A 23,853-nucleotide genomic window follows, 5' to 3' on the forward strand; every position below is an offset into this window, starting at 1 on the left:
GATCTTTAAAAACTATTATTTATGATCTATTTCAAATAATTCTCTTACCAGTTCTTCTGCATCGTTCTTAAGCAGGGCTCGTTTTAAACGTTGACAACTCTCACACTGTCCACAAACTTTATTTCCACTTTCGTAACAGCTCCAAATATAGTGAAATGGAACGTTCAAGCGCAACCCTTCTCTAACAATTTCCTTTTTTTCGTAAACCGAAGTAGGGCTGACAACGGTCACATTATTTTGCGTAGAAAAGGTCAAACATCGGTTTACAGCTTTAATAAATTCCAGGGAGTTATCCGGAAAGGTTGCAGCCTCTTCCCTGTTAAAACCAGTGATTATAACTGGGTGGTCGCCCATATTTTCGCCAAAAACAGCCGCAATATTCAGAAATAAACCATTGCGATTGGGAACCCATACCTGACGTGCACTTTCTAACGCCTGGCCTTGAAGATCATCTAGTTTGTTATATTCTATCAAGGGCAAATTTTCAGAACGATTAACAAGAGCGGAGTGAGTCTGATCCTGCAAAAAAGGTATTGGAATAACCTGATGCGCAATGTTATAGTACTCTGCAATCTTTCGCGAAGCAGAGATTTCATTCCTGCTTGCCCTTTGTCCATAGTCGATGGTAAGTGCTAAATCAATACTGTCCTTTTCCAAATAGAGCGCTAAGGCAACAGTTGAATCTAAACCACCTGAAAGCAAAACTATTCCCGCCATTTTTTAATCCTCCTTAAAAATGGCCCATGTATCAGGGGATTCAAAGACTTTTACCCACGCCAAGCGCTTATCCTCTAAGACCAAATCCCTTTTGAATTCCAAAAACAAAAACTGGGCTAGGTTTTCTGCTGTAGGATTGACTCCTTCAGGACCAAAAGAAGTTAAGTTATTTAACAAACCATGATCCAGTGATTTAAGCGTTTTACGTATGCTCTGCTTAACTTCCTTAAAATCTATCAACATCCCTAAATGATCCAATTGTTTACCGGCGATACAAACCTCTACATCCCATCGATGACCATGTAAATTAGAACAATCACCATCATAATCCCTGATAAAATGAGCAGCATCAAAGTGCGCTCGAACACATACCTGAAACATTTCGCGCTCCTTATTAGACAAATTACATTCTATTTTACCATTATTATTTACAAAAGAAAAATGAAATATCAAAAAATATACTGTTGCCATCATCGCCGTCGATTTTGAGCTGATACACAGCTGAACTTTCTGATTGATACGAGAAAAGAGAAGGGTCTCTCCCTTCTCTTTTATGCTAGCTTCAATGCCTTATTAAAGCAGTCTATTGCAACCTCTGATTGGTCAATTTGGTCATAAATATTTCCCAACAAAGCCCAACCTGCTGAATGATTTGGATCAATTTTAAGAAGTTGATTTATTAAATCTATACCTTCTTGCCAATTTCCTTTACGCGTAAGGCAAACACTTAAATTGTATAGAATTAGCGGATGATCTGGTGTCAACTCTAACGCTTCTCGATAATACTCAGATGCTTTTCTTGTCCGTCCCTGATGAACTAAGGTAAAAGCCAAATTATTAAGCAGTATCGGGTCCTTAGGATAGATGTTTTTGGCTCGTTCCAACAAGGTCAGAGCTTCTTGGGAACGGCCCAGGTTTTGATAGACAGCTGCCAGATTACTTAAACTGTCATAATGATCGGGTTCATACTTTAAGGTGTATTTGTAATATTGAATTCCTTTCTTAATCTCACCATTCTGAACATAACAGTAAGCCAGTCTGGCGGCCAAGTCTGGGGTTCCTCCATAACGAAGTGCTCTTTCATAACTGTTACAGGCGTCTTTTAACTGTTCTAGAAGTAAATGCATCTCTGCTTTCATTTCCCAATACAAGAATTCACGGGGCCGAAGTTGACAACATCCTTGAAAACACCTTAAAGCCTCGTGATATTCCTCGTGAAAAGAGTAAATCATTCCCAGCCGATAGTTTGTTTCTGCATTTTGGGGTGCGGCTCTCATGGAGTTATCTAAGGCCTTAATTGCCTCACGCCAATCTCCCAGTTCTAGATAACAGTCCGCAAGTAAATCCCAATACTTTGCATTCTGCGGCTTTTTGAGAATCGCTTGATCGATCTTTTCTTTGGCCTGTGGAATGAGAGCTTGCCCAAGATAACACTTCGAAAGAAGATAGTTCTTTTCCGCTATATCCTCATCCGAGTCACTTTCCAGCTGTTCTAAATATCCTCTTGCTTCTTGTAACGCTTGGACTTCAATTAAATAGCCGACTTCTTTAAAACGTGGTCTTGATGATTCTCGATTCAATAAATCTACCCAATTTTGGATAGCTTCATCGGTTTTACCAAACCGACGATTCCATCTGGCTTGCATAAAACTCCACAAATACGAATTTTTTAGAGTGGGCCTTTTTTGTTTGCTATTTGAGGCCATAGGTAGATCCATAGCTTCCACCTCTTTTTACTTATTTTACCATATTTTAGTTCTCCTTTCGTATTGCTTTCCCCTTCTATTTAGTACATAAATCGAACGTCAAATGCCTATCAAATATGCGGTAATTCGCATTAAGGTTTATTAATAATGCTTTTACTCGTCAGAATTCTGACTTTTACAGCTCCTGTTTGTTATTTATTCCTATTTTAAAAAATCTTGCTCAAAAAAAATGGAAAGGCGCAATTTAATGCCCCTCTCCACATTGACTGCAATACCCATAAAATTTTAAGTCATGGTCCATGATTTTAAATTGATTTCGTTTAATGATCACGGCTTCAAGAGACTCCAGCAAATCGTCATCAAATTCCGAGACATTCCCACACCCCAAGCAGATCAGATGATGGTGATGGTGATGTTCGTCTTTTCTGCTAAACTCATATCGGCTCCGCCCATCTCCGAAATCATTCTTAAGTAAAATTCCTATTTCAGCTAGAATGTCCAAGGTACGATAGACAGTTGCTAAACCTATTTCTGGATTTTGGTGTTTTACAAGCATATACACCTCTTCAGCACTCAAATGACGATCGACATGCTCCAGAAATGTTTGTAAAATTGTCTGACGCTGAGGGGTCAACTTATAGGAGCGATTGCGCAATAAATTGCAAATACTTTCAAAGGTTTTAACTTCCTCCATTCCCAGCCCTCCTCCATATATTACCTATTATATGATAATGACAATCCTTTGCAAGTGATTTTCTGATAATTTAGCGGTTAAACACTTCAAATATCGCAAATTTTAAATAATCCGTTTCTTCACTGCCTAAAAGAACAGGATGATCAATGCCTGCACGCCTGAATTCAATGAGTCTTAATACTTTATGGGCATCCGCAGCTGCCTCTTGAAGCATGCTTAAGAACCGTGCAGCACTCAAGTGGTAAGAACAAGATGCAGTTACCAAAATCCCTCCGTTACGGACCAATTTCATACCTTGGAGATTGATCTCTTTATAACCTCGTATAGCCCCTTCAATAGATTGACGGTTTTTGGCAAATGCCGGCGGATCTAGAATTACAATGTCCCAGCTTTTTTTCTCATTTACTTGTTCTCTCAAATAATCGAAAGCATTGGCTGCTATAAATTCAGTACGATGCAGGAAGCCATTGAGCAATGCATTACCTTTAGCCATTTCAACTGCCTTTTCTGAAATGTCCACACAGGTGACCTTTTTAGCACCATAGAGACATGAATGCAACATAAAAGAACCGGTATGAGAAAAACAATCCAATACCTCAGCCCCATCCCAAAAAGGATTTTTTACAGTTTTCCCTTTAGCATCTACGGGAAGCGTGTCCCCTTCCACTTTAATGCCGTGCCTAGCGCCCCATCCCGTCATCAGTGGCTTCAAGGCTGCTCTATTCTCTCGCTGATCAAAGAAATAGCCTGTTTTTTGTCCCTCAGCTACATCCACCAAAATTCTCAGACCATTTTCAAAGACAGTAACCTTGGTATCAAATGGCTTATCAACGAAGCCTTCCCTTTCTTGTAGTCCTTCCAGCTTTCTTACCGGGACATCACTGCGTTCATAAATTCCACGTGGATTAAAGATCTGAGTTAAGGCATCATAGACCCACTGTCGACGTATCTCTACGCCTAGGGAAAGAATTTGCACGACCAAAACATCTTCATATTTGTCGATGATTAATCCAGGCAAAAAATCAGCTTCACCATGGACAACCCGACAAGATGTGGCATCCGGAACTAACCACTGTCTCCGCTTCCATGCTTGCTCAATTTTCTGCAGAAATAAATTTTGATCTACTTCAACTTCATTAGAATAAGTTATTACTCGTATGATAAGTTGGGATAGCGGATTATAAAATCCCTGGGCCAAAAAATGTCCGACATGATTCACAATATGTATAACATCTCCGCCTTGAGGATTCCCCTCGATCTTTTCAATTTCACCGGGAAAAACCCAGGGATGCCCTTGCTCAAGTCTCTTTTTACGATTCTTTTTGAGAAACGCTTTTGCAACCGTCATTTAGTTCCCTCGCTTTCAGTCTACCATTAATATGAGATTGACATCCTTCAAAATATACCTCTAAAATGAGAGAAAAGAAAGCTTTTGCTTCCTTTTCTCTCATTTTACTGTCAGAAAGTCTAAACTTACGTTATAAACTTTCTAAACACAAGTGCAACTAATGCTGCATTCTAATACCATCTCTGGTAATGATTGGGGTATGGTGGATAAGGATAAGCATACTGATACGGAACATAACGTGGTGCAGCAGTAAAAGTACCTAAACCAAAACCCAAGGCAAAGGGAATAAGACCAAAGAACATACGAGCAACTCCTTCCTGAATGAGATACAAGTCTCAATTCATTATATGGAATATTATACCTTTATGGTCACGAAAAAAAGTCGTCCTTTAGAGAAGGACGACTTTTAACTCAAAAAATAATTCTATGAATTATGAGAGACGATCTCGGAGAACATCTACAATTTCATCAGCACTTCGTCCGGATGCATTGATAACTGGCAGTTTCACAGACCATTCAGGGGCTAGGATATTCGTTTCGTCCCCTTTTACAACAACTGCCCGAACGTTGTTCTTTAATGATTGACCTTCCAAAGAGGTCGTTTTAAACCCTGCATTATGAAGGGCCTGAATTACATTACCAAGTCCATCTTCAACGGCAATCGTTGTATACATTTTTTCACCCTCCTCCAAATTATCTTTATCATCGTTCCCAATTCTTTTTGGGCTTATTCAATGTTTCAGTTAAAAATCATATTTTTCTTTGAACCAAATCTGGTAGTCTATGGATAATAGATCATGTTGAATTTGTATTCTTGGGGATGGATCAGAAAACATTGCTTCGATAGAGCAGGTTACTAAACCCTGTGTCTCGATGGACATGTGGATATTATTTTTATGCGGCGGTGTTCTCTGTAATATAATTGAGTATTTTAGGTTTGATTGTTGTATTCCTTTTAACTGCAGTTTTCTAGGAAGTTTGGCCATTGGTAAAAATTCATCGGTCTGCACTTCAAAAGGATGTTCACTTTCTATCCTGACCCGTGTCAAGTATGGTTCCCTCGAATAATTCAAGATAAATGATACGTCAAGAATCCTCTGTCCATCGTTAATAGTCTCTGCCATAGAAGCTTCAACATTAATTGGCGGTTTTTCATTTTGTATGGGGATGTAAAGACTCTTTCCATCTTCTCCGCTTAAATCTTTTACCACGCTTCTGGGCAAACGTTCGTCAGAGAAAATGTGAACCTTTCCCTCGCTGCTTCCTGACCATTCCTCCTGAACAACGACTGTTTGAGGGTAAGATCTAGTGTAAACAGGAACTAAGCCCAGAGATAGAATTACTAAAGCAGTAACAACTAGTGCAGGCTTTCTTGAAAGAACCAACAGTTTTTTCAAGTGATGGGTCTTGGTGATCACAACGTGAAGCAACGCTAGAAAAAATGGAATCAGCAATACACTATAAATCCCAAGGAAAACTAAGAAATAGTTATGTATTGCTTGATAATAACTAATCCATTGTTGGGAATTAAGAAGTTCATAGTGCATCCAAATAAGGAAATAAGGGCCGATTAAAACCAAAATAATGTTGGGGAAAAAGAACTGGATATTTAAGCACAATAACCAAAATATGAACGGAAATGCCAGGTCAATCCGAGTTAATGCTAAGAGTAAACTAATTCCTAAAAGCAATACTGCTCCAGTAACCCAATAGAGTTCAGAATCCCGCACTAAAGGAAGCTTATACAGCCAACTTGTTATAATTAAGAAAACCCCTAGCGCAATTCCCACGCGGGCGACTATAAAAAGCAAGGGATGTGCGTAGTACAATATTTGTACTTCTTTAATCAATCCCCATACTGCTTCACCAATTCCGCTTGTAATAACTACAATCAGACTTAGCAACAGCGAGATCCCCAACACTCCTAAAACCTTTTTCCATTCAAACTTTTTCAGGTTCCTTTTCTTATGAAACTTTATTAACATTAATACAGTTACTAAGAATGTAAGACAAGTAACTATACCTATCACATAATTAGGGAGAATAATTACATGCTTACCGAGCTGGAAAGGCAGATATAATTCATCCCATTCATTTGGGCCAATCGTGCTCATCTTTACATTAGTTAGCAAACGATGCGCAAAATCTCCAATCTTCTGAATCTCTTCCATCGAAACTCGGTCAATACGATCTTCCGGTCGATGAAAATACCCCTCTGGCCGACCGTAGATACCTAATCCAAGAGCAGGAATATTCTGATCGAGAAAAGGACTGTAGTCGCTTACTCCCCCTTGAGCGCTATCACGTGTCATTAAAATAAAATCTCGACTAAGGTGAAAAGGAATGCTACTTTCACCAGCCAATGCTGTAACTTGCTTAATTAACTCTGGAGGGGTTGATTTTTTTCCTGCAACATCAATTTCCATGGGACGTCCAATCATATCTAGATTGAGCATCCATCGAACGGCTGATAAATCTGCTTGAGATGTATAGAATTGCGATCCAACAAGTCCATACTCTTCTGCTCCGAAGAAAACAAGTTGATAGGTTTCTTCGTGAGGCTCTTGACTAAGAACTCTGGCAAGTTCCAATAAAACTCCTACGCCCGAAGCATTGTCCACTGCTCCGGGGGCATTGAATGTTGCAGAATCATAATGAGCACCGACAATGATGGTATCGGGACGTGTTCCTGGTAATTCGGCAATTATATTTTGGCTGTTAATTAATTCGACCTGTTGTTCCTTTTGTAGAACAGAAGCCTCACGCACGACGACTTTACTAAAGGGTTGATCGCGTACCTTCCAACCGTTTTGCCTTAACACATAATCAATATATTGAGCTGCTTTCACTTCTGCCTTGCTTCCGGCCGGTCGCGATCCGATTTTCTGCACGAGATACTTTACATGTTCAAACGCATTTTCGGCTGAAAATCCTGAGATTGAAGCCTTGAGAATCGGAGTAGTATTAGATTTTGAAGAAACTAACCACGAAATCGTAACTAAGCCGAAGACAAGTATTAATGTGATCGGAATAACTTTAGAAATCTTCATAGCCCATGCCCCTTCAAAGTTCAAACTTACTTTGCCAATTCTTATGAAAAACTTCTCATGGTTATGCCTACAATAGTTTTATCCTTAAGAAGGTATATGATATAATGAAGCCACAATAATTACCTGGGAGAAGTATGCGCATGTCAAAACGGATTTCCGTAATTTCGATTTCTATTCTGCTGTTTTTTAGCATGTTATTCTTAAATGGTTGTAACATTAAGGTTCCAGAGTTTTTTCCTAAAGAAATCCCAGTTTCTAATCTGCCCCCTGATGCACTGTTTATTGACAAAGATGCCATCTATAATCGAACTCTTGCACTTATTGAATCCGCCCAGACATCAATCTATGTTGAGCAGGCGGTGTTTGATGACCCTAATCTTATCCAGCTGCTCCTCACGAAATCACGTTCAGGTGTTGATGTTCGCGTCCTTCTGGATCAATGGCAAAAAGCCAATCGCATAACTTTGGATCAACTGAAGAGTCAAAATGTCTCAGTTCAGTTTTATCCAGCCCAAAAAGGACAATATAATCACACTAAATATCTAATTATTGACCAAACAAGTGCCCTTATTTATGGTCCAGCTTGGACAGAGAATGGCCTTCAAGCACACGATCTAGCTGTGGAGCTTTCTGGAAGATCAGCATGGAAAGCTGCGACTGTATTTTCGAGGGATTGGGAATTTACCACGACTTTTCCCTTAGATGTCCCAAAGACATCCACTCTGCCAGAAGATAACATTGTTTTAGCCACTAATACTAATGTCAGACAGCAACTTATAGAACATATATCTTCAAGTACAAAATCCATATGGATAGAAAGTACAGAAGTTACTGAGCCTGATCTGAAACAAGCCTTAATAGATGCAGCCGTAAAAGGGTGTGACGTTCGCCTTATACTTGATCAATCATTAACTGCTAAAACACCCGTTACCCTTGAAGAACTGTCATCTAATGGGGTAAAAATTCGTTATTATCCCAGCCAACCGCCATTAGGAATGAACTTAGCAGTATTTGATAATACTTCATTTATTCTAAGCAGTTCAGGGTGGACTCGCTATTCATTTACTGCCAACCATGAATTTTCCGTTACAGTTCCTTCCCCTGTTGCATCTAACAAATTAGTGACTATGTTTACTCAAGATTGGGAAAAAAGTACTGAGTAAGTGAATAATCTAGACATACCCCTATATCAATTGCTAAAACATAATTACAGGGACAGGCACTTAAAATGCCTGTCCCTGTAATTATGTTTTTAATTAACCCTAAACTATTCCATTCCGTCTAAGTGCTGACAATCTCCAAGGACACATGGAATCCATTTTTCTCCTTCGACCTCTAAAATATTCAGTGCCGTGTTATGCTGCCAGGGTGTTTTCGCCCATTCATGAACCTCAAACCCCAGTGCTTTTGTTACTAGCAACTTTAGGGTTAATCCATGGGTTACAAGGCAAACGGTTTCTCCCTTATGAATTTGTACAATCTGTTGTAAAAAATCCCATGCTCTTTTTTGTACAAGTTCCATGTTTTCTCCGCCAGGTGTAGTGACAAGATGTGGTTCTGAGTCCCATTGCTTAAAGATGTCCGGATAGGTTTCTCGCAACTCCTGCCATACACACCCTTCCCACTCTCCAAATGAAAACTCACGAAGTGCAGGACTTGACGACAGTTTTCCAAGTCCGAGTTCACGGCGAATCTCTTCAGCTGTGTTAATCGCTCGGAGAGAATCACTGGAATAGATATGTTTAATTTCCTCGCCTCTTAACCTTATTGCTAAAGAACGAGCTTGAAGTATCCCCTTTTCGGTAAGTGGAGAATCTAAACTTCCTTGGACTCGCCCCTCAATGTTCCATAATGTCTGACCATGGCGCGTTAGAATGATCCGTGTCATAAATACACTCCTTAAAAAAAATGGCCAGCGCCAAGACTTTGTCGTAGCGGTAGCCTTAGTTGCACTTATGCTTTTGACTCTAGAATTAAAAGGGTAGGGAATAGTCCCTACCCTTCCCCAACTTGCCGTAAGACTCCAGGTTTCTGACCCTGCTCTCGCAGGTGGGTGCTTAGTCTAAACTTTCCAACTTCCCTTATTCTTGAATACGGGCTTGTTGTAATCGTCCAGCATTTAACTCCCTAGTCACATAATAGGATCAAAACCATGGTAGTCAATACGCACCAGCTAGGATATGTTCATATTATACCACTACTGTTACAAAAAATCTCTAGCAAATCCTTGGAAATTATCGTTTTCGTATTTTGTCCTCAATTTCCGCTAAACGATCTTGCAGTAAAGCAATAGCCATTTCTTGATTACGCACACGACGCTTCAGATGATCTACTAACTGTATAAGTTCCCCTACGTCTTCTGTCATTGAATCGAACACTCTTCCGGAATGAGGCGTTTCTTCTTTATCCAAGTTTTCTGAACCTTGCGATTCTGATACTAATGCATCTGTCGAGTTTTCATCAATGTCTTGAGCTGCCAATAAATACTTAAAACGAGCATATCTTGAGTTACGTCCAGGCTGAACTTCAATGACACCATCCTCAGCTAAAGCCTGAATAGCTCGCTTTAAAGTAACACTTGCAGCACCTGTTTCACGTTGAATATCTGAATATGCTAATTCAAAATCCTTGCCTTGATACATAGTAGAAATCTTCTCGAAAAATTCGACAAATTTTCGATGAGTTTTTTCTTTTAATCTCAATGCTAGTCCATCCTTCCATAACGAAAATAAAATAACTTAAAAATCATTAATATTATATCAAATTTATGGAAAAAATCTATACTGAATATTGTTAATATTTAAATTTAATTGAACTAATTACAATTAAAATTTTCAATCTCCATATAGCTTTTGAATAACCTCGTCTGACAATCCAAAGGTGTGTTCTTCAGATGGAAAAGTACTTTGTTTAACTTCTTTGTGAAATTGTTGTATTGCTTGTACACTATCTAACCTTAATTCGGCATATTGTTTAACAAATTTAGGGGTAAATCGTTTAAAAAGACCGAGAATATCATGGAATACTAAGACTTGCCCATTACAATCAGACCCCGCCCCTATTCCAATGGTCGGTATCCTCAGTCCGGTAGAGATTTGTGCTGCGACTTGCCTGGGTATAGCTTCAAGAACAATCATAAAAGCACCCGCCTGCTCCAGAGCTTGACCATCTTTAACCAACTGAACAGCGCTATCGAGGTCTCGCCCTTGTACTTTATATCCACCAAGCTGACTTGAAGTTTGAGGTGTTAAGCCAATATGTCCAACTACAGGTATTCCTGCACGAGTCAGGGTTTGAACAATAGGTACTATGTCCATGCCTCCCTCTAACTTAACGGCATCCGCTCCGCCTTCTTTAATAAGCCTCCCCGCATTAACAATTGCCAGATCAATAGTCGCGTAGCTCATAAATGGCATATCAGTAACTATAAACGTCTGTGATGCTCCCCTGCGAACCGCTTTAGTATGATGAAGCATTTCTTCCATTGTTACTGGAACTGTTGAGTCATAACCTAGGACGACCATTCCTAAAGAATCTCCTACTAAAATCATATCAACCCCAGCTTCTTCGACGAACTGAGCAGAAGGGTAATCATAGGCAGTTAACATGCTAATTTTCTCTCCAGCCTGTTTCATTTTTTCAAAATCAGGAATCATCTTTCTCATTACATTTCCTCCCCTATGATCATTCTTTAATAAATAATTGATTCTTTCAGTCATACTCCTTAAAATTTTGGCATACGTAGTTAATAAAGAAAACTAGGCTAGTGCCAAGACTTTAGTCGCTGGCGGTCGCCTTAGTTGCCCAAGGCTGGCCGAGTTTCCCTGCAGCCTAGACTCAAACATGGATGTTTGAGTCTAGTGACCCAAGTTATACTTTCTTACGAGTACAAGCAAAGGAGGGATAAACCTATGTCAAAATCCTTTCAAATCAGCTTAATTCTAAAAGGAATTCTCTTAGCCTCCGTCTTAGCCATGGTATTCTCTCTTGTATTCGGCGCTCTGCTCTCCTACACATCACTCCCCGAATCTAATTTGTCAATCAATATTATCTTTGGTACAAGTGTCTTTATTGCTGCCTTTATCACGGCCTTCCAAGCAGGCACAAGGGGGTTGTACTATGGATTGTCTATTGGCATAGGATTTATTCTTTTAGTGCTGATCCTATCCTCAGTTTTCTGGTCGGACACTCCGTCTTGGCTAAAAATGTTTGAGAAAACTATCGTGGCACTAGTTTCTGGTGGAGTGGGCGGAATCATCGGAGTGATCATCCCCCAACCTTAATTTACTATTCAGAAAACCTAGCTTTGAGATTAAGAGGGAAATCCCGCAGTGAGATTTCCCTCTTATTAATTATTATAATTTTCTACTTTTATTTGAAAAATCCTGCAATTTCCCAAATCTAATTTATAAATACTATTACTTTTCATTTTCCCCGTAAGGCTATACAATAACTTAAAAAGCTTGTTGAGGAGGAAATATGTATGTGCATAGAAAAAACCCCGTGGGAACAGGTCATAGAATTTCACGGGCATACGTGCCCCGGAATAGCCTTAGGATATCGATTGGCTCAAATTGCCAATCGAGAATTGGGGACTTCCGCTGCACTCGATTCAGGGATCTCAGTTACAGCTTATACACATTCTTGCGCACTCGACGCTTTTCAGATAATAAACCGGGCAACATACGGACGTAAAAACTTGCTTGTTGAAGAAAAAAAACTTCATGTTTACCACTTTCAAAATGTGAATATGTCAAAAAAAATACTGATAACTGTCCATTCAGAAATATTAGAACAGATCGCAGACGCTGAAGAACCGCTAAGTCCGCGTGAAATACAAACCAAAAATTTAGAAGCTATCCGAATTATTCTAGGTGTAGAAGAGTCATCCTTTTGTAAAATACAGAATGTACAAATCATGTAATGTAATTTGAATCCTTAAAAACCTCAAGTTGTTATAATTCTTTAGGGACTTCCTCGGTCTTTTTATTTCTCCATATTCTCCAAACAAGAAGCACCAATGCAATTCCCACTGCCACCATACTGCTCCATTGGGCTGCTGTCCAGTTGAATAAAAACCTTGGGCTGTCTCCTCTCAGACTTTCCAAAAAGAACCTTGTCAGGTTATACAAAAACATATATAACAAAAAGATCATGCCCGACGGCCATTTTCTTAATTTTAGAATCACAAGAAGCGCAAAGATAATTATGTCAACTTGCCCTTCCCACACTTCTGCCGGCCATAGGGGTTGATCTCCAAATGTGTTTCGAGCAATAGTGCCAATGGGATACAGAATTCCAAAATCTCCTCCTGTAGGACCCCCAAAAGCGTCACCGTTCATTAGATTAGCATTTCTACCGACGGACTGGGCCAATATAAGCCCAGGAGCCGCAATATCAGCTAATTCCCAAAAGGATAATTTTTTTCGCCAAACGTAAATTGCACCGGCTAATAACGCCCCGACCACGCCCCCTTGAATTGAAAGTCCGCCATGCCAGACCGCCAAGATTTCACCAGGATATTTACTGTAAAATCCCCAATCGAAAAAAAACACTTGCCAGAAGCGGGCACCTATTATACCAGAAATAAGTAATATGGGCGCTAAGTCCATAAATAAGTCTATGTATTCCGGGTGTCCTTCCGCTTTAGCAAAATACAGGGTAATCCCTACTCCAATAATGAAAGCTAAAGCAAATATCGTCCCATAGGCCCTAATAGGAAAATCGCCAATAAAAAACCAATATTGATGCATTATATCCTCCCTCAGCTGAAAACCTTGTATTTGAGTTACAAACGCTTTGCTTATTTTATCAATTCAGAGACACCCACTTCTTCAAGTGGGTGTTCCTTATTCTACTTCGGTGACGATAGTCTCTAGTGGAGAGTATGAGCGCCTTTCCCAATAGGAATACTTGGCGCGAAGTAGGTAGACTCCATCCTACGGCGCGAATGTATTCGTCTGCGTATATGCCCTTCGGCAAAGTCTATCCTTAGCGCAATTGTATTCGTCGAAGCACCAACCTCAGTCATCTGTATTAAAAGTCTTGCGACATGATAAAGCTACCACCATTCCCTGCTGCATGGCGCCAGCCAAGTTTTTCTAATACATTATAGCTTGAATAAGAAATGATCTCAAGTTTCTCCAATACTTATCCTAAAGTATTATGAATTTTAAAAGACAGACCAGATACCAAAGTATCAGTCTGTCTTTTAAAATTATAAACTATTTAGTTTAGCATAAAATGGATCGTGTTTATTTCCACGGGGAATTTCTGCATTACGTTCTGCTTTTCCGGTTGGCTTTTGAACTCTTTGAAAATAGTTGGAGTGTTTCTTCTTAGCCGATCCCGCATCAGAATACAAAGTAATAACTAAGGCAGCAATTACAATTAGTGCAACTAACCATTGGAACAACATTTCACAACACCTCCCTTATTATTTTATGTCCTTCAGCGCGATTGTCAAGTGTTTTTAATTCCATGTTGCCGTCAAACGATCACCTGGACGTAACACTGTTGTAAACTCCGCTGGTTGTCCATTGACAATTAAGGTTAATGTAGAACCAGGAGGCACCTCATCCGAAAACTTAACATAGGGCAAAAGATCTGAAAAGATTGGCATTTGTTTATATCCCACCACCCTTAAATCCATTCCATCTATAAGCAGTTCGTCTTCCTGCACTGGTCTGCCTTGTGATGTTATGATAGTTTCTTGAGTTGGATATTCCATTTCCTTACCATTTATATAAAAAGTGATTGGATTAGGCTTAAGTTTTAGATCACCTATCGTGAGCTGGACTTTACGAACCTCGATATAATCTCCATCCTTAATGATTATGTTGCCCTCTGCCGTGTTCCCATTGACCAAAACCTCATGGTGTAAGTGAAACATACGAGTCTCTCCATTAATACTAATTTCCACCTCTTCATTTTCTTGGTGGTTATAGCCTTTTTGTTTGAGGAGATTGCTAAGGTCATCATTGGCAACGTATGAGATTTTGTTTCCATCAAGAATATGATCTGTTTCTAGAACCAGCTTATTATTGACAAAGACTTGGGGCGTATACCTCTCTTGCTCTCCATTCCAGAAAATCCATTTTGGATTTTGAACAGGCAAGATATCTTTAACAGATATCTGTGCATCTTTACCCTGTTCACCAGGGATGAAGATTATTTCATCTCCAGCTGTTAATGATTGATCCAGTTTACCGGGTTTTCCATTAACCAACAATTCTGCTGAGCTGCCTAAAGTCCCCTTGATAACCTGCATTTCACCATTCCATTCAAAGGTCAATGCCGATCCAGGCTTACCAAAAAAAGAACGTGGCTGTATGCCTGCGGCAAGTAAAGCTTCTGCAACTGTCGTTAATTGTAAAGCGAAAATAGGAACAGGTGTACCGTTCACTGATACGGTATAATATTGAAGCCCATTTCCTTCAAGTGCTGCAATGCCGATTCCAATTGGGGTAATAGTTTCCGGCCCCTTTAAGCTTTTTTCTCCGTGTATTCCCCCTAACCGATCTCTCACTTGAATTCCAACCCTATTCTGAGGAATTCCTAAGGTCTCAGCCAAAAGTTCACAAAGCAATGGGGTTAAGCTTCCCCCTCCAATAAGTATAATAGCATGGGGAACACCATCATTTAGTTTTATAATTTCCTTGGAAATATTTTCCGCTAGCTTTCCAACGACGGATTGAATTAATTCCAAAACTTCAGATTGATCTACAACGACTTTGGCTCCAAGAAAATCCGTAAAACTTAACTGCTTTTTCTTCAGTATTTCTCGTTTAACTTTTTCACCCACTTTGAAATCCAACAAAAAATGCTTACAAATTTCCTCAGTGACCTCATCCCCCGCCATGGGAACCATCCCATAGGCAAAAAAGGACCCGCTTCGAGTTAGGGCTATATCCGCTGTCCCGGCTCCAACATCTACCAAAGCCAGATTATGACGTCTCATATTCGGTGGAATAGCGGCCTGACCCGCCGCAATCGGTTCCAGCGTCAGACTTGTCATTTCTAAGTCTACCCGTCCTAATACAGCCACTAAACCATCAACGACAGTCCGGGGCAAGAAGGTTGCAATTACGGATACCTTAGCCACTCTCCCCCGCTGTCCAATCAGATTCGCAATCTCTTCTCCCTCGTTCCAGCGGGCAATAGGGTTATATCCTACACAGTGATAACTTTGTAAGTCATCGCCAGTTGATGATTGGAGTTGGCGTAACGCTTGATGAACTGCCTCTATTTCCAAAGCTAATACATTCTCCCGCTCCCAGCGTACCGGAAGCAGTCCCTTATGTTCAGCAACTGCAACTTCTGTTTTTAACGCGCGGCCTGCAGCCGCCACGGCTACCTGTTTCAAGGGAAAATCCAGTTTTTGTTCCAAGAGTGCTTTAACCTTTGCAACAGCTCGAGCTACTTCATCTACATCATGAACTTGACCATCATACATGGCACGTTGACGATGTTCTGTTTGGGCACTCGCTAAAATCTCATATCCCTGCTCTTCATTCTTAGTCATCACTAGTCCCATTACCATACGTGTTCCAATATCCAGCGCAAAAATAGGTTCCACTTTATCACCTCTCTTTAACCTAAATTCGCCCTATTACGGCAAAATCCTTCTCACTAAATATTAATAGACCTATAACTTTATGCGCCAACACGATCAAAGTCGATGGCATAATTTTTGCCATCGACCTTGATGATGGGGATAACCCGATCAAATTAGGGAGAGCTGCGCCTATGATAACGGCAGGAATTTTTCCTGCCTTAGTGAACACAATTTACTTGCATCATGTGCGCAAAAAATACTGAGTCTCACCATACTCCTCAATTTCTTTTTTCCTAGTTTCGTATCCCTTGCGACCCATTAAGGCATACGTCCCGTTTTTTCCTTCTTCAACTCCTGGTTGATCGAAAGCATTTATGTTTAATAGCTCACCCATATACGCCGTCTCCCACTCCAGCAAAAGCAACAATTGTCCAACGTTATAGGCGTCTAAGCTGGACAGTATAATCTTTTGATGCTGCCGTCCTGCTAAGGTCAGTGCGTATTCGGTGGCTTTTTGTTCCGCGAATAACAATTCTTCTAAGGTGCGTCCCCCCAGAAAATGAATATCTTCAGGCAACTCAGAGTCTAATGGAATCAATTGAGTGTCCTTAAATTTCTCAATCGTCACAAATGTCATTACTTTATCATTTGGTCCCTCAACATATAACTGCACTTGGGAATGCTGATCCGTTACTCCGAGCGCTTTGACTGGTGTCTGCCCTACATGCACTTCCTGTCCCTGTCGATCAAATCGTTTTCCTAAGCTTTCCGCCCACAATTGGGCATACCAGTCCGCCATGGTTTTTAATCCGTCAGCGTAAGGCATAAAAACTGACACAGTCTTTCCTTTTTGCCACGAAAAATGAGCTAAAGCTACCCGTAGTTGCGCTGGATTAGAGAACACCCCTTGTGTTTCCCTAATCCACTGATCCATGCTTAGAGCGCCCTCCAAAAGCTGATCAATGTCAATTCCGCATACCGCTGCAGCAAGCAAGCCAACTGGAGTTAACTCTGAGAATCTGCCTCCGACTCCAGCTGGTATTACAAAGCGTTGAAACCCTTCTTTAAGGGCAATTGGCAAGAGATTGCCTTTTGCTTTATCTGTCGTGACTACGATGTGTTCTGCATAGCTGTCTCCGCATACCTGACGCAGTATATCCCGAACAATCAAAAACTGAGCCATAGTTTCTGACGTGTTACCGGATTTCGAAATTACATTAAAAAGCGTTCTGCTGGGATCAAGTATCTGAAACAATTCTTTAAATCGAACTGGATCTATATTGTCCACAACATACAAACGAGGTCGCAAACCGCGTTTCTCAGGAGGAAGCTCATTATAGTAGTAATGGTTTAAGGCTTGGTGTACTGCTAATGGTCCGAGCGCAGACCCCCCAATTCCTAAAACTACAAAGTTTTGAAATTTAGAGGCTGCTGTATCAGCATATTTAATGATTTCTGGGACTTGGGCTTTCATAGACACCAAAAGCTTAGAGAAATCTAACTCACCGGCCTCCCAACGCGACTGAAGTGAAGTTTGGGCTCTATCCAACTCAATCTGAAGACTCTGCAATTCTGCCTTAGTAAATCCACTGGGATTTTGCGAGTTACTCATCATTCCCGTATAATCTATCCCTAGTCCTGACCGTACTTGATTTTCCATAAGCTCAACCTCATCTCTGCATTTGGGTTCGAATGCTAAATTGAAAGCTGATTTGCTAAATCATACAGTTCTCTGTTAAAAGGCGGCTTCTCTCCATAGGCTGCTTCGAGTGGTCTGGATATAACCTCTTGATTGACATAGGCCGTCATTCTATTAGTCTCGTTAGCCAAAACGATTTCAACCGCTTTCCCTCCCATAGCAGCCGCAATCACAGCATCCAAAGCGCTGGGGTTACCACCGCGTTGCAGATGTCCCAGGATTGTTATACGAGTCTCAAACCCCGAACGAGAACGCAGTTCCTCACCGATTTTATACGCACTTCCTGCACCTTCTGAGATAATGATAATACTATGATTTTTTCCACGTTGATGACCGCGTTTTAACTTATCGCAAATCTCATCTAAATCAAAGGGAATCTCAGGTACCAAGATGGTTTCGGCTCCACAAGCAATACCTGCCTGAAGTGCAATATTTCCGCAATCCCTGCCCATAACTTCCACTATAAATGTTCGTTCGTGGGAGGTCGCTGTATCTCGAATTTTGCTTACTGCATCAATGACCGTGTTAGTTGCCGTATCGAAACCTATCGTCAGATCTGTCCCAGGGATATCATTGTCAATTGTTCCTGGAATCCCAACAATCTGAATTCCTTTGGCCAGTGTTTGAGCCCCTCTAAAAGACCCATCACCGCCGATCACAACTAAGGCGTCTATTTGATGCTTATGTAACTGATCTAAGGCCTTCTGCTGACCTTCAGGTGTCATCATTTCTGCTGACCGAGCGGTCTTCAGCATCGTTCCACCGCGAAGCACAATATCTGCCACAGAGCCTATGCTCATCTCTTGGATTTCTCCGTGAATAAGCCCTTCATACCCTCGACTTATTCCATAAACCTTTAATCCGTGATAAATCCCTTTTCGGACGACTGCGCGAAGGGCTGCGTTCATTCCAGGAGCATCTCCGCCACTCGTTAGTACCCCGATCCGTTGTATTAGTCTCGACATTGCATCACCCCTTCTCATTATCTAGCTTTATGACGTTTTTTAGTCAGATTATTTATATCTTTTTAAGCTTCCGAGGGATTAAACGCATTTAATATAACTAGATATTTATTGATTAATTCTTCATCATTAATAAGCTTATCTTGCATCTTTTTATACGACATGATTACAGTATTATGATTACGATTAAAATAACTTCCTATTGTTGGGTAAGAAATATGGCAAAGCGTACGTATTAGATATATCGCCATCTCTCTTGCTTCGTTTACTTTTGGCTTGCGACTGGAACTTAATAATTCCTGAACAGAAACTCCCATCGTTTGACCAACCTTTTGAATAATGTTGGTTGGATCTGCTAAGTTGTGCTTTACGCTCTCTTTATTGTCCCAGTAAGCCTGAAAACAAGTGAGACTTAATTCATCTTGCTGCAATTCAGCGAATTGAATAAATTTCCCCATAGTGGTTATGGCATCTGATAAATTGAATGTTCTCCCTGCGATCGCGCTCAATACCGATTCATCCAGGGTAAGACGTTTTTCTCGAATATAGTCCTCTAAGAAGCGCTTCAATTCAATTTCCTGAGGTCGATCGACAAGTATGGCAACACCGCTCAAAAACCGTGATGCCAGCCGATCACCTAGGAAGTCTAAGGCTAACCGGTCTGCTTCCAAGGCAATCACCAACTTGCCCCCATTTTCGATAATATACTCGTAGGTATAATGGAGTTCCTCAATAGTTTTGACTTTTCCCGCTAAGCACTGAAGATCATCAATTAGCAACAGTCGAGCTGAGCGGTATCGTTCACGAAATTGATTGAGCTTTTTCTCTTGAGCTGCGTAGGCATACTGACGAGCAAAAGCCAAGGCATCCGTAATAAGCCTTCCATTTTCCGATTCACCTTGTCGATAAAGATGATGCAATAAAGCTGATTTACCTACTCCTCTTGGTCCATAAATTAAACTAACGTCAGGAGCTTTCTCGAGCTGGAAGTTCTTTACCATACGGCATGCTCGAAAGTTAAATTCACTTATAAACCAGTTCAAGCGGGCCTCTCCTTTTAGAATCTTATCTTAATATTATCTCATAAAACTGCAGTAGAATTTAGACATAGGTGTCGAAATATTTAGAAGTACCGATAACACAAACTTATGTACAACAGAATATGCGCATTGGATAGACTGACTTCCTGATACTATAATTCGCTTTCTAATTCCGAACGCTTCTGGTTTCAGACATCTGACTAGCCAAATAACGGTAGCTTGCGTCAGCAGCAACCGTTAAAGGTTTATTACGGCGGGTTAAAAGATAGAAACCTCGTTCAATAGAAAAGTCTTTGACGTTTGCCCATACTAGTCCTTGTTTCTCACAAGATTCTAACGCATGTTTTGAAAGAAACGAATATCCTATACCGGAACGAACGGCATTTTTTACAGCTTCAGTACTTCCGACTTCTAATGCTATGTTAAAATCATTCAAGTCTAACCCCTGCTTAGTGAGTGCTTCTTCGAAGGCTCGCCGATGCCCCGACCCTGTCTCACGAATAATCATAGGGTCCTCCCTAAAAGATTTGAGTTCAATGCTTTGACTGGCACACAAGGGGTTATCGCTTGAGATTACGAAACCTAGTTCATCCTTTAGCCAAAATTCAGAGGTTAATTTTTCCGTATCAAAAATCGCTCCAACAACGGCAAAATCAACTTCATGAGCGAGGACCTTTTCCGCCATCTCAAGGCTGTCTCCAATGGATAGCTTGAATTTAATTTCCGGATATTGTTTACGAAAGGCAGCTAAATAAATTGGCAGTAAATATTCTCCTGGAATGTGGGAAGCTCCGATATGGACTTTCCCGCTCATTAGTTTTTCCGAATCACCAATCTCTCGCATAAGCTCTGACCATTCATCAAGCATATGCAAGGTATGTCTGTAAACTGTCTCCCCCTCTGGAGTAAGTGCAAATCCCTTTCCTTTACGATAAAGCAACTTGACTCCCAGTTTTTCTTCGAAAGCGCGTATTTGGTTGGAAACAGCAGGTTGACTGATTCCTAACTTTCGAGCAACCATCGTAAAACTCTGTTCTTCTACCACCTGAGCAAATAACCGCATCAAATCTAACATGGTACACCTCCATCCGCAATAGAACTCAGAATATGCAGAAAGAAGAGGGCATGGCCCTCCTCTTTCCCTATAGAATCACTCAAAACAATTCAATCTATACCTAAGCTTGAATTGTAACTTTCTTCATCCGTTGGTCTTCCAAAGGTTTATCTCCTCGATCTTTCGGAACACTGACGATCCGGTCGACTTCTTCCATACCTTCGATGACTTTCCCAAAAGAGGCATATTGACCGTCTAAGTGGCTTGAAGCTTTGACAACAATAAAGAATTGAGAACTTGCGGAATTAGGAGCTGAGGTACGAGCCATTGATATTACTCCGCGATCATGGATCAAATCATTTTTGAAACCATTCCCACTAAACTCGCCGCGGACTGTTTTTTTGCTTCCGCCCATTCCTGTGCCATTAGGGTCTCCTCCTTGAATCATGAAACCTGGGATGCATCGATGGAAAATGAGGCCATCATAAAAGCCTTCAGAAACGAGAGTTATGAAATTCTCAACAGTTTCCGGCGCAATAGCTGGATAAAGTTCAATTTTAATTGTATTATTGTTTTCCATTTCAATGATTACTATGGGGTTTTGTTTAACCTCTTGATCCTGATTCATTTCATTTGTCACCCGTGTGACCTCCTTTATGTTTTAGGTTTTTATCCATAGTATTATACCACTGGATTCATACTTTCCCTAATCTATGGAAAATATTTTTTAAACAAGTTCAGTTCATACGACTTTCCCTGCTTCGTTTTTACACTGTAGAGATAGATTAAGAATACGATAATAGCTAGGACAATTCCACTCCGTGCCAAGTAATGGTGCAAGATATGAGCTATTGTTTGCCAGTGTACGCCAAGGATTCGTCCCAGCGTAATAAACGTTAAGGCCCAAAGAAAAGCACCAATCCCTGCCAATACTGTATAACGTCCAAAATGAAGCTTACTCATTCCAGAAAAATAAGCTGTGAAATGGCGAAATCCAGGAAAGAAGTATCCAATTACAATTAGCCGGTCACCATAACATTGAAACCAATGTTCAGCTCTGGCGATTTTCTTTTCATTAAGATGAAGATATGGTGCAACTTTGTGCAAGAAAGGAATTCCCAATCTCCTTCCAATCCAATAGCTTAAGTTCATTCCTAAGAAACTGCCCAAGGTAGCAACCATTAGGGTTATCCAAAAATCCATTCGCCCTAAAGACGTTTGAAACCCACTGAAGGTCATGAGAAATTCATCCGGTACAGGAACACCGACCAAACCGCAAGTGAGTAGAATGAATAAGCCAATATACTTAAAGTGATAGATTATATCTATTAAATATTGTTCTAGCCCTTGCATGCCCTTCCTGCCTTCCTCAATAACCCTATCACCCTTAGTTGCACATTAGGGCATAGTCTGAGATATAAACTTAAAACATCGACGTTATATTATATAATTCTACTTTAATAGTCCAAAATCCTTTATTTATTACTCAAAAACAGATGCCTATTCTAGCATCTGTTTTTGAGCTGGGGAATAATTGTTATCTGGCGCCATTCTCTTCATTTTTAGTTGCCAGACGACGACTTACTATTCCGTTCGCAGATTCATAGATGTATTTCTTGTTATCCACTACGGTCTCGAGGGCTACTGATTTCCCCCAGAGAAATTGAACAAGAGACAGGGTTTTCTCTAGATACATAATATCCAGATCCATTCCTTCATGACAGTGTTTAATTAGCAATCCTCCCTTACCTTCATAGTCTCCTTCAATAACAACAATTCGAGGATGCCCTCCATTAACCAATTGTTTCACTAGATTATCCCGGACTTTCTCCCATTCATTTTCTGTAACCTGCCAATGAGCACCCACTTTACGAAAATTAAATAAGTTTAATTCTTCGACCAATTCACGACTAAGATGATTGCGAATGAATGAAAGGTCGTTTTCGGTCTCACGCAGGTCAAATAGTTCATTATCAGATTTAGTTTTAGCCAGGTATTCCCATATCTTCACTCCCAAGTAATAAGGATTTAATCCCAATCGAGAAGGCTGAACGACTTGGCTGTGCATAATCGCAAATTCAAGGGTTTCTGCATCAGTTAGATTGAGCTCTCGCATAATCCTGGCATGCCAGAAGGTGGCCCATCCTTCATTAATAATTTTAGTTTCGATCTGAGGAAAGAAATACAGTGACTCTTCACGAACAATGCTGACGATATCCTTTTGCCATTCTTCCAGGCCGGGTGCAAACTTAATAATGTACAGCAACAAATCTTCAAATTCCTGCTGGGGCAGGACTTCACATTCATCTGCTAACAGGTCTCCCCATAAATCTTCGTACGGTAACGAGACTGTATTCTTTCGAGTCTTCTTTTGCTGATCTCCTTTCCCTAGTCCTTGAACAGCTTTTCCATTGCAAGTTCCGGCGCAGGATTTACCTTGACAAACATGCCCGTCACCTTTTACACGTCTATCTGTCTTAAGTCCATTTTCAGATTTTTTAACGGGTCCGATGTGAGCTCTATAATCGACATGTTCTTGAATAGCCAAGACTGCGTCCATGATTTGCTCCACTTTGTCTCGTCCGTAATTGGTTTCATATTCGTGGATTCTGTCGGCATGAGCACCCATGCGTTCAACCATATCTTTAGGTGTACGGGAGAAATAATGATTATTTTTAAAGAAATCCACATGGGCATAGACATGCCCAATGACAAGTTTGTTTTGAATTAAACGATTTCCCTCTAACAAGAAAGCATAGGCAGGGTTAGTATTTATGACCAATTCATAGATTCGACTCAGATTCAAATCGTATTGCATCTTCATCTTATAGAAGGCCTTACCGAAGCTCCAATGTGTAAAACGCACCGGCATTCCGTAGGCTCCAAATGTATACAATGCCTCTGCCGGAACGATTTCAAAATTCACCGGATAGAAATCAAGTCCCATGTCACGGGCCACTTGCGCGATATCTTGTGCAATATCAGTTAGGGCTCGCATCTCACTGTCCATGACTCCCCCCCTTACA

Annotated in this window: 24 protein-coding genes and 1 other RNA gene; 3 read left to right on the forward strand and 22 right to left on the reverse strand. The window is 40.6% G+C overall.

Annotation, left to right across the window (positions count from 1 at the left end; translation table 11 throughout):
- Positions 1 to 15: 15 nt before the first annotated feature.
- From queC to BUB11_RS08125, 8 genes are all read right to left on the reverse strand, one after another.
- A complete protein-coding gene (gene queC, locus BUB11_RS08095) occupies positions 16 to 717 on the reverse strand; it encodes a 7-cyano-7-deazaguanine synthase QueC (RefSeq protein WP_073029253.1) in 702 nt (233 codons plus the stop codon).
- Positions 718 to 720: 3 nt separating this feature from the next.
- Positions 721 to 1,191, reverse strand: a complete 471-nt coding sequence (gene queD, locus BUB11_RS08100) for a 6-carboxytetrahydropterin synthase QueD (protein ID WP_242947492.1) — start codon at positions 1,189 to 1,191, stop codon at positions 721 to 723.
- Between the two features lie 77 nt (positions 1,192 to 1,268).
- Complete coding sequence (locus BUB11_RS08105) at positions 1,269 to 2,435, reverse strand: tetratricopeptide repeat protein (RefSeq protein WP_073029255.1); 1,167 nt, start codon at positions 2,433 to 2,435, stop codon at positions 1,269 to 1,271.
- A 232-nt stretch (positions 2,436 to 2,667) separates the two neighbouring features.
- Positions 2,668 to 3,117 carry a Fur family transcriptional regulator gene (locus BUB11_RS08110; RefSeq protein WP_073029256.1) on the reverse strand — a complete coding sequence of 150 codons (450 nt, stop codon included), beginning with the start codon at positions 3,115 to 3,117 and terminating at the stop codon, positions 2,668 to 2,670.
- Positions 3,118 to 3,187: 70 nt separating this feature from the next.
- Positions 3,188 to 4,465, reverse strand: coding sequence for a class I SAM-dependent rRNA methyltransferase (locus tag BUB11_RS08115; RefSeq protein ID WP_073029257.1), 1,278 nt, complete (start codon positions 4,463 to 4,465; stop codon positions 3,188 to 3,190).
- Positions 4,466 to 4,635: 170 nt separating this feature from the next.
- Positions 4,636 to 4,767 (reverse strand): hypothetical protein, encoded by a 132-nt coding sequence (locus BUB11_RS28730; RefSeq protein WP_282433989.1) that lies wholly within the window; start codon positions 4,765 to 4,767, stop codon positions 4,636 to 4,638.
- A gap of 129 nt (positions 4,768 to 4,896) precedes the next feature.
- The gene (locus tag BUB11_RS08120; protein ID WP_073029258.1) at positions 4,897 to 5,139 is read right to left on the reverse strand and encodes a YkuS family protein; all 243 of its coding nucleotides are present in this window, start codon (positions 5,137 to 5,139) and stop codon (positions 4,897 to 4,899) included.
- Positions 5,140 to 5,208: 69 nt separating this feature from the next.
- Positions 5,209 to 7,515 (reverse strand): M28 family metallopeptidase, encoded by a 2,307-nt coding sequence (locus BUB11_RS08125; RefSeq protein WP_073029259.1) that lies wholly within the window; start codon positions 7,513 to 7,515, stop codon positions 5,209 to 5,211.
- 140 nt (positions 7,516 to 7,655) lie between these two features.
- Between BUB11_RS08125 and BUB11_RS08130 the strand changes: the two genes are divergently transcribed.
- Positions 7,656 to 8,678, forward strand: a complete 1,023-nt coding sequence (locus BUB11_RS08130) for a phospholipase D-like domain-containing protein (RefSeq protein WP_073029260.1) — start codon at positions 7,656 to 7,658, stop codon at positions 8,676 to 8,678.
- Between the two features lie 104 nt (positions 8,679 to 8,782).
- Here BUB11_RS08130 and BUB11_RS08135 read toward each other — a convergent pair whose 3' ends face one another.
- The 4 genes from BUB11_RS08135 to panB all read right to left on the reverse strand — a co-directional run bounded on the left by BUB11_RS08135 (position 8,783) and on the right by panB (position 11,180).
- Positions 8,783 to 9,403, reverse strand: coding sequence for a histidine phosphatase family protein (locus BUB11_RS08135; protein ID WP_073029261.1), 621 nt, complete (start codon positions 9,401 to 9,403; stop codon positions 8,783 to 8,785).
- A gap of 110 nt (positions 9,404 to 9,513) precedes the next feature.
- Positions 9,514 to 9,698, reverse strand: a non-coding RNA gene (gene ssrS / locus BUB11_RS08140) — 6S RNA.
- A gap of 51 nt (positions 9,699 to 9,749) precedes the next feature.
- Entirely contained in the window at positions 9,750 to 10,217 is a 468-nt protein-coding gene (locus BUB11_RS08145; RefSeq protein ID WP_073029262.1) for an IclR family transcriptional regulator, read from the reverse strand.
- A 132-nt stretch (positions 10,218 to 10,349) separates the two neighbouring features.
- A complete protein-coding gene (gene panB / locus BUB11_RS08150; RefSeq protein WP_073029263.1) occupies positions 10,350 to 11,180 on the reverse strand; it encodes a 3-methyl-2-oxobutanoate hydroxymethyltransferase in 831 nt (276 codons plus the stop codon).
- 246 nt (positions 11,181 to 11,426) lie between these two features.
- Between panB and BUB11_RS08155 the strand changes: the two genes are divergently transcribed.
- Both BUB11_RS08155 and BUB11_RS08160 read left to right on the forward strand, forming a co-directional pair.
- Complete coding sequence (locus BUB11_RS08155; protein WP_073029264.1) at positions 11,427 to 11,798, forward strand: TIGR04086 family membrane protein; 372 nt, start codon at positions 11,427 to 11,429, stop codon at positions 11,796 to 11,798.
- A 200-nt stretch (positions 11,799 to 11,998) separates the two neighbouring features.
- Positions 11,999 to 12,439: a formylmethanofuran dehydrogenase subunit E family protein gene (locus BUB11_RS08160; RefSeq protein WP_073029265.1), complete on the forward strand. Its 441-nt coding sequence runs from the start codon at positions 11,999 to 12,001 to the stop codon at positions 12,437 to 12,439.
- 31 nt (positions 12,440 to 12,470) lie between these two features.
- Here the strand turns inward: BUB11_RS08160 and lgt are convergent, their stop codons facing one another.
- The 10 genes from lgt to BUB11_RS08210 all read right to left on the reverse strand — a co-directional run bounded on the left by lgt (position 12,471) and on the right by BUB11_RS08210 (position 23,837).
- Positions 12,471 to 13,268 carry a prolipoprotein diacylglyceryl transferase gene (gene lgt, locus BUB11_RS08165; protein WP_073029266.1) on the reverse strand — a complete coding sequence of 266 codons (798 nt, stop codon included), beginning with the start codon at positions 13,266 to 13,268 and terminating at the stop codon, positions 12,471 to 12,473.
- Between the two features lie 464 nt (positions 13,269 to 13,732).
- On the reverse strand, positions 13,733 to 13,933 hold the full coding sequence (locus BUB11_RS08170) for a hypothetical protein (RefSeq protein WP_073029267.1): 201 nt from the start codon (positions 13,931 to 13,933) through the stop codon (positions 13,733 to 13,735).
- Positions 13,934 to 13,987: 54 nt separating this feature from the next.
- Positions 13,988 to 16,093 (reverse strand): cell division FtsA domain-containing protein, encoded by a 2,106-nt coding sequence (locus BUB11_RS08175; protein WP_073029268.1) that lies wholly within the window; start codon positions 16,091 to 16,093, stop codon positions 13,988 to 13,990.
- A gap of 220 nt (positions 16,094 to 16,313) precedes the next feature.
- The gene (locus BUB11_RS08180; protein ID WP_073029269.1) at positions 16,314 to 17,732 is read right to left on the reverse strand and encodes a glucose-6-phosphate isomerase; all 1,419 of its coding nucleotides are present in this window, start codon (positions 17,730 to 17,732) and stop codon (positions 16,314 to 16,316) included.
- 35 nt (positions 17,733 to 17,767) lie between these two features.
- Entirely contained in the window at positions 17,768 to 18,736 is a 969-nt protein-coding gene (pfkA, locus tag BUB11_RS08185) for a 6-phosphofructokinase (RefSeq protein WP_073029270.1), read from the reverse strand.
- A gap of 62 nt (positions 18,737 to 18,798) precedes the next feature.
- The gene (locus BUB11_RS08190; protein ID WP_073029271.1) at positions 18,799 to 19,776 is read right to left on the reverse strand and encodes a DnaA/Hda family protein; all 978 of its coding nucleotides are present in this window, start codon (positions 19,774 to 19,776) and stop codon (positions 18,799 to 18,801) included.
- A 163-nt stretch (positions 19,777 to 19,939) separates the two neighbouring features.
- Positions 19,940 to 20,848: a selenium metabolism-associated LysR family transcriptional regulator gene (locus BUB11_RS08195; protein ID WP_073029272.1), complete on the reverse strand. Its 909-nt coding sequence runs from the start codon at positions 20,846 to 20,848 to the stop codon at positions 19,940 to 19,942.
- Between the two features lie 100 nt (positions 20,849 to 20,948).
- Positions 20,949 to 21,467: a peptidylprolyl isomerase gene (locus BUB11_RS08200; RefSeq protein ID WP_084110212.1), complete on the reverse strand. Its 519-nt coding sequence runs from the start codon at positions 21,465 to 21,467 to the stop codon at positions 20,949 to 20,951.
- A 71-nt stretch (positions 21,468 to 21,538) separates the two neighbouring features.
- The gene (locus tag BUB11_RS08205) at positions 21,539 to 22,180 is read right to left on the reverse strand and encodes a DedA family protein (protein WP_073029273.1); all 642 of its coding nucleotides are present in this window, start codon (positions 22,178 to 22,180) and stop codon (positions 21,539 to 21,541) included.
- A gap of 184 nt (positions 22,181 to 22,364) precedes the next feature.
- Positions 22,365 to 23,837, reverse strand: coding sequence for a SpoVR family protein (locus BUB11_RS08210; RefSeq protein WP_073029274.1), 1,473 nt, complete (start codon positions 23,835 to 23,837; stop codon positions 22,365 to 22,367).
- Positions 23,838 to 23,853 lie beyond the last annotated feature (16 nt).

Source organism: Desulfosporosinus lacus DSM 15449, assembly GCF_900129935.1.
In the GTDB taxonomy this organism is placed as follows: domain Bacteria; phylum Bacillota; class Desulfitobacteriia; order Desulfitobacteriales; family Desulfitobacteriaceae; genus Desulfosporosinus; species Desulfosporosinus lacus.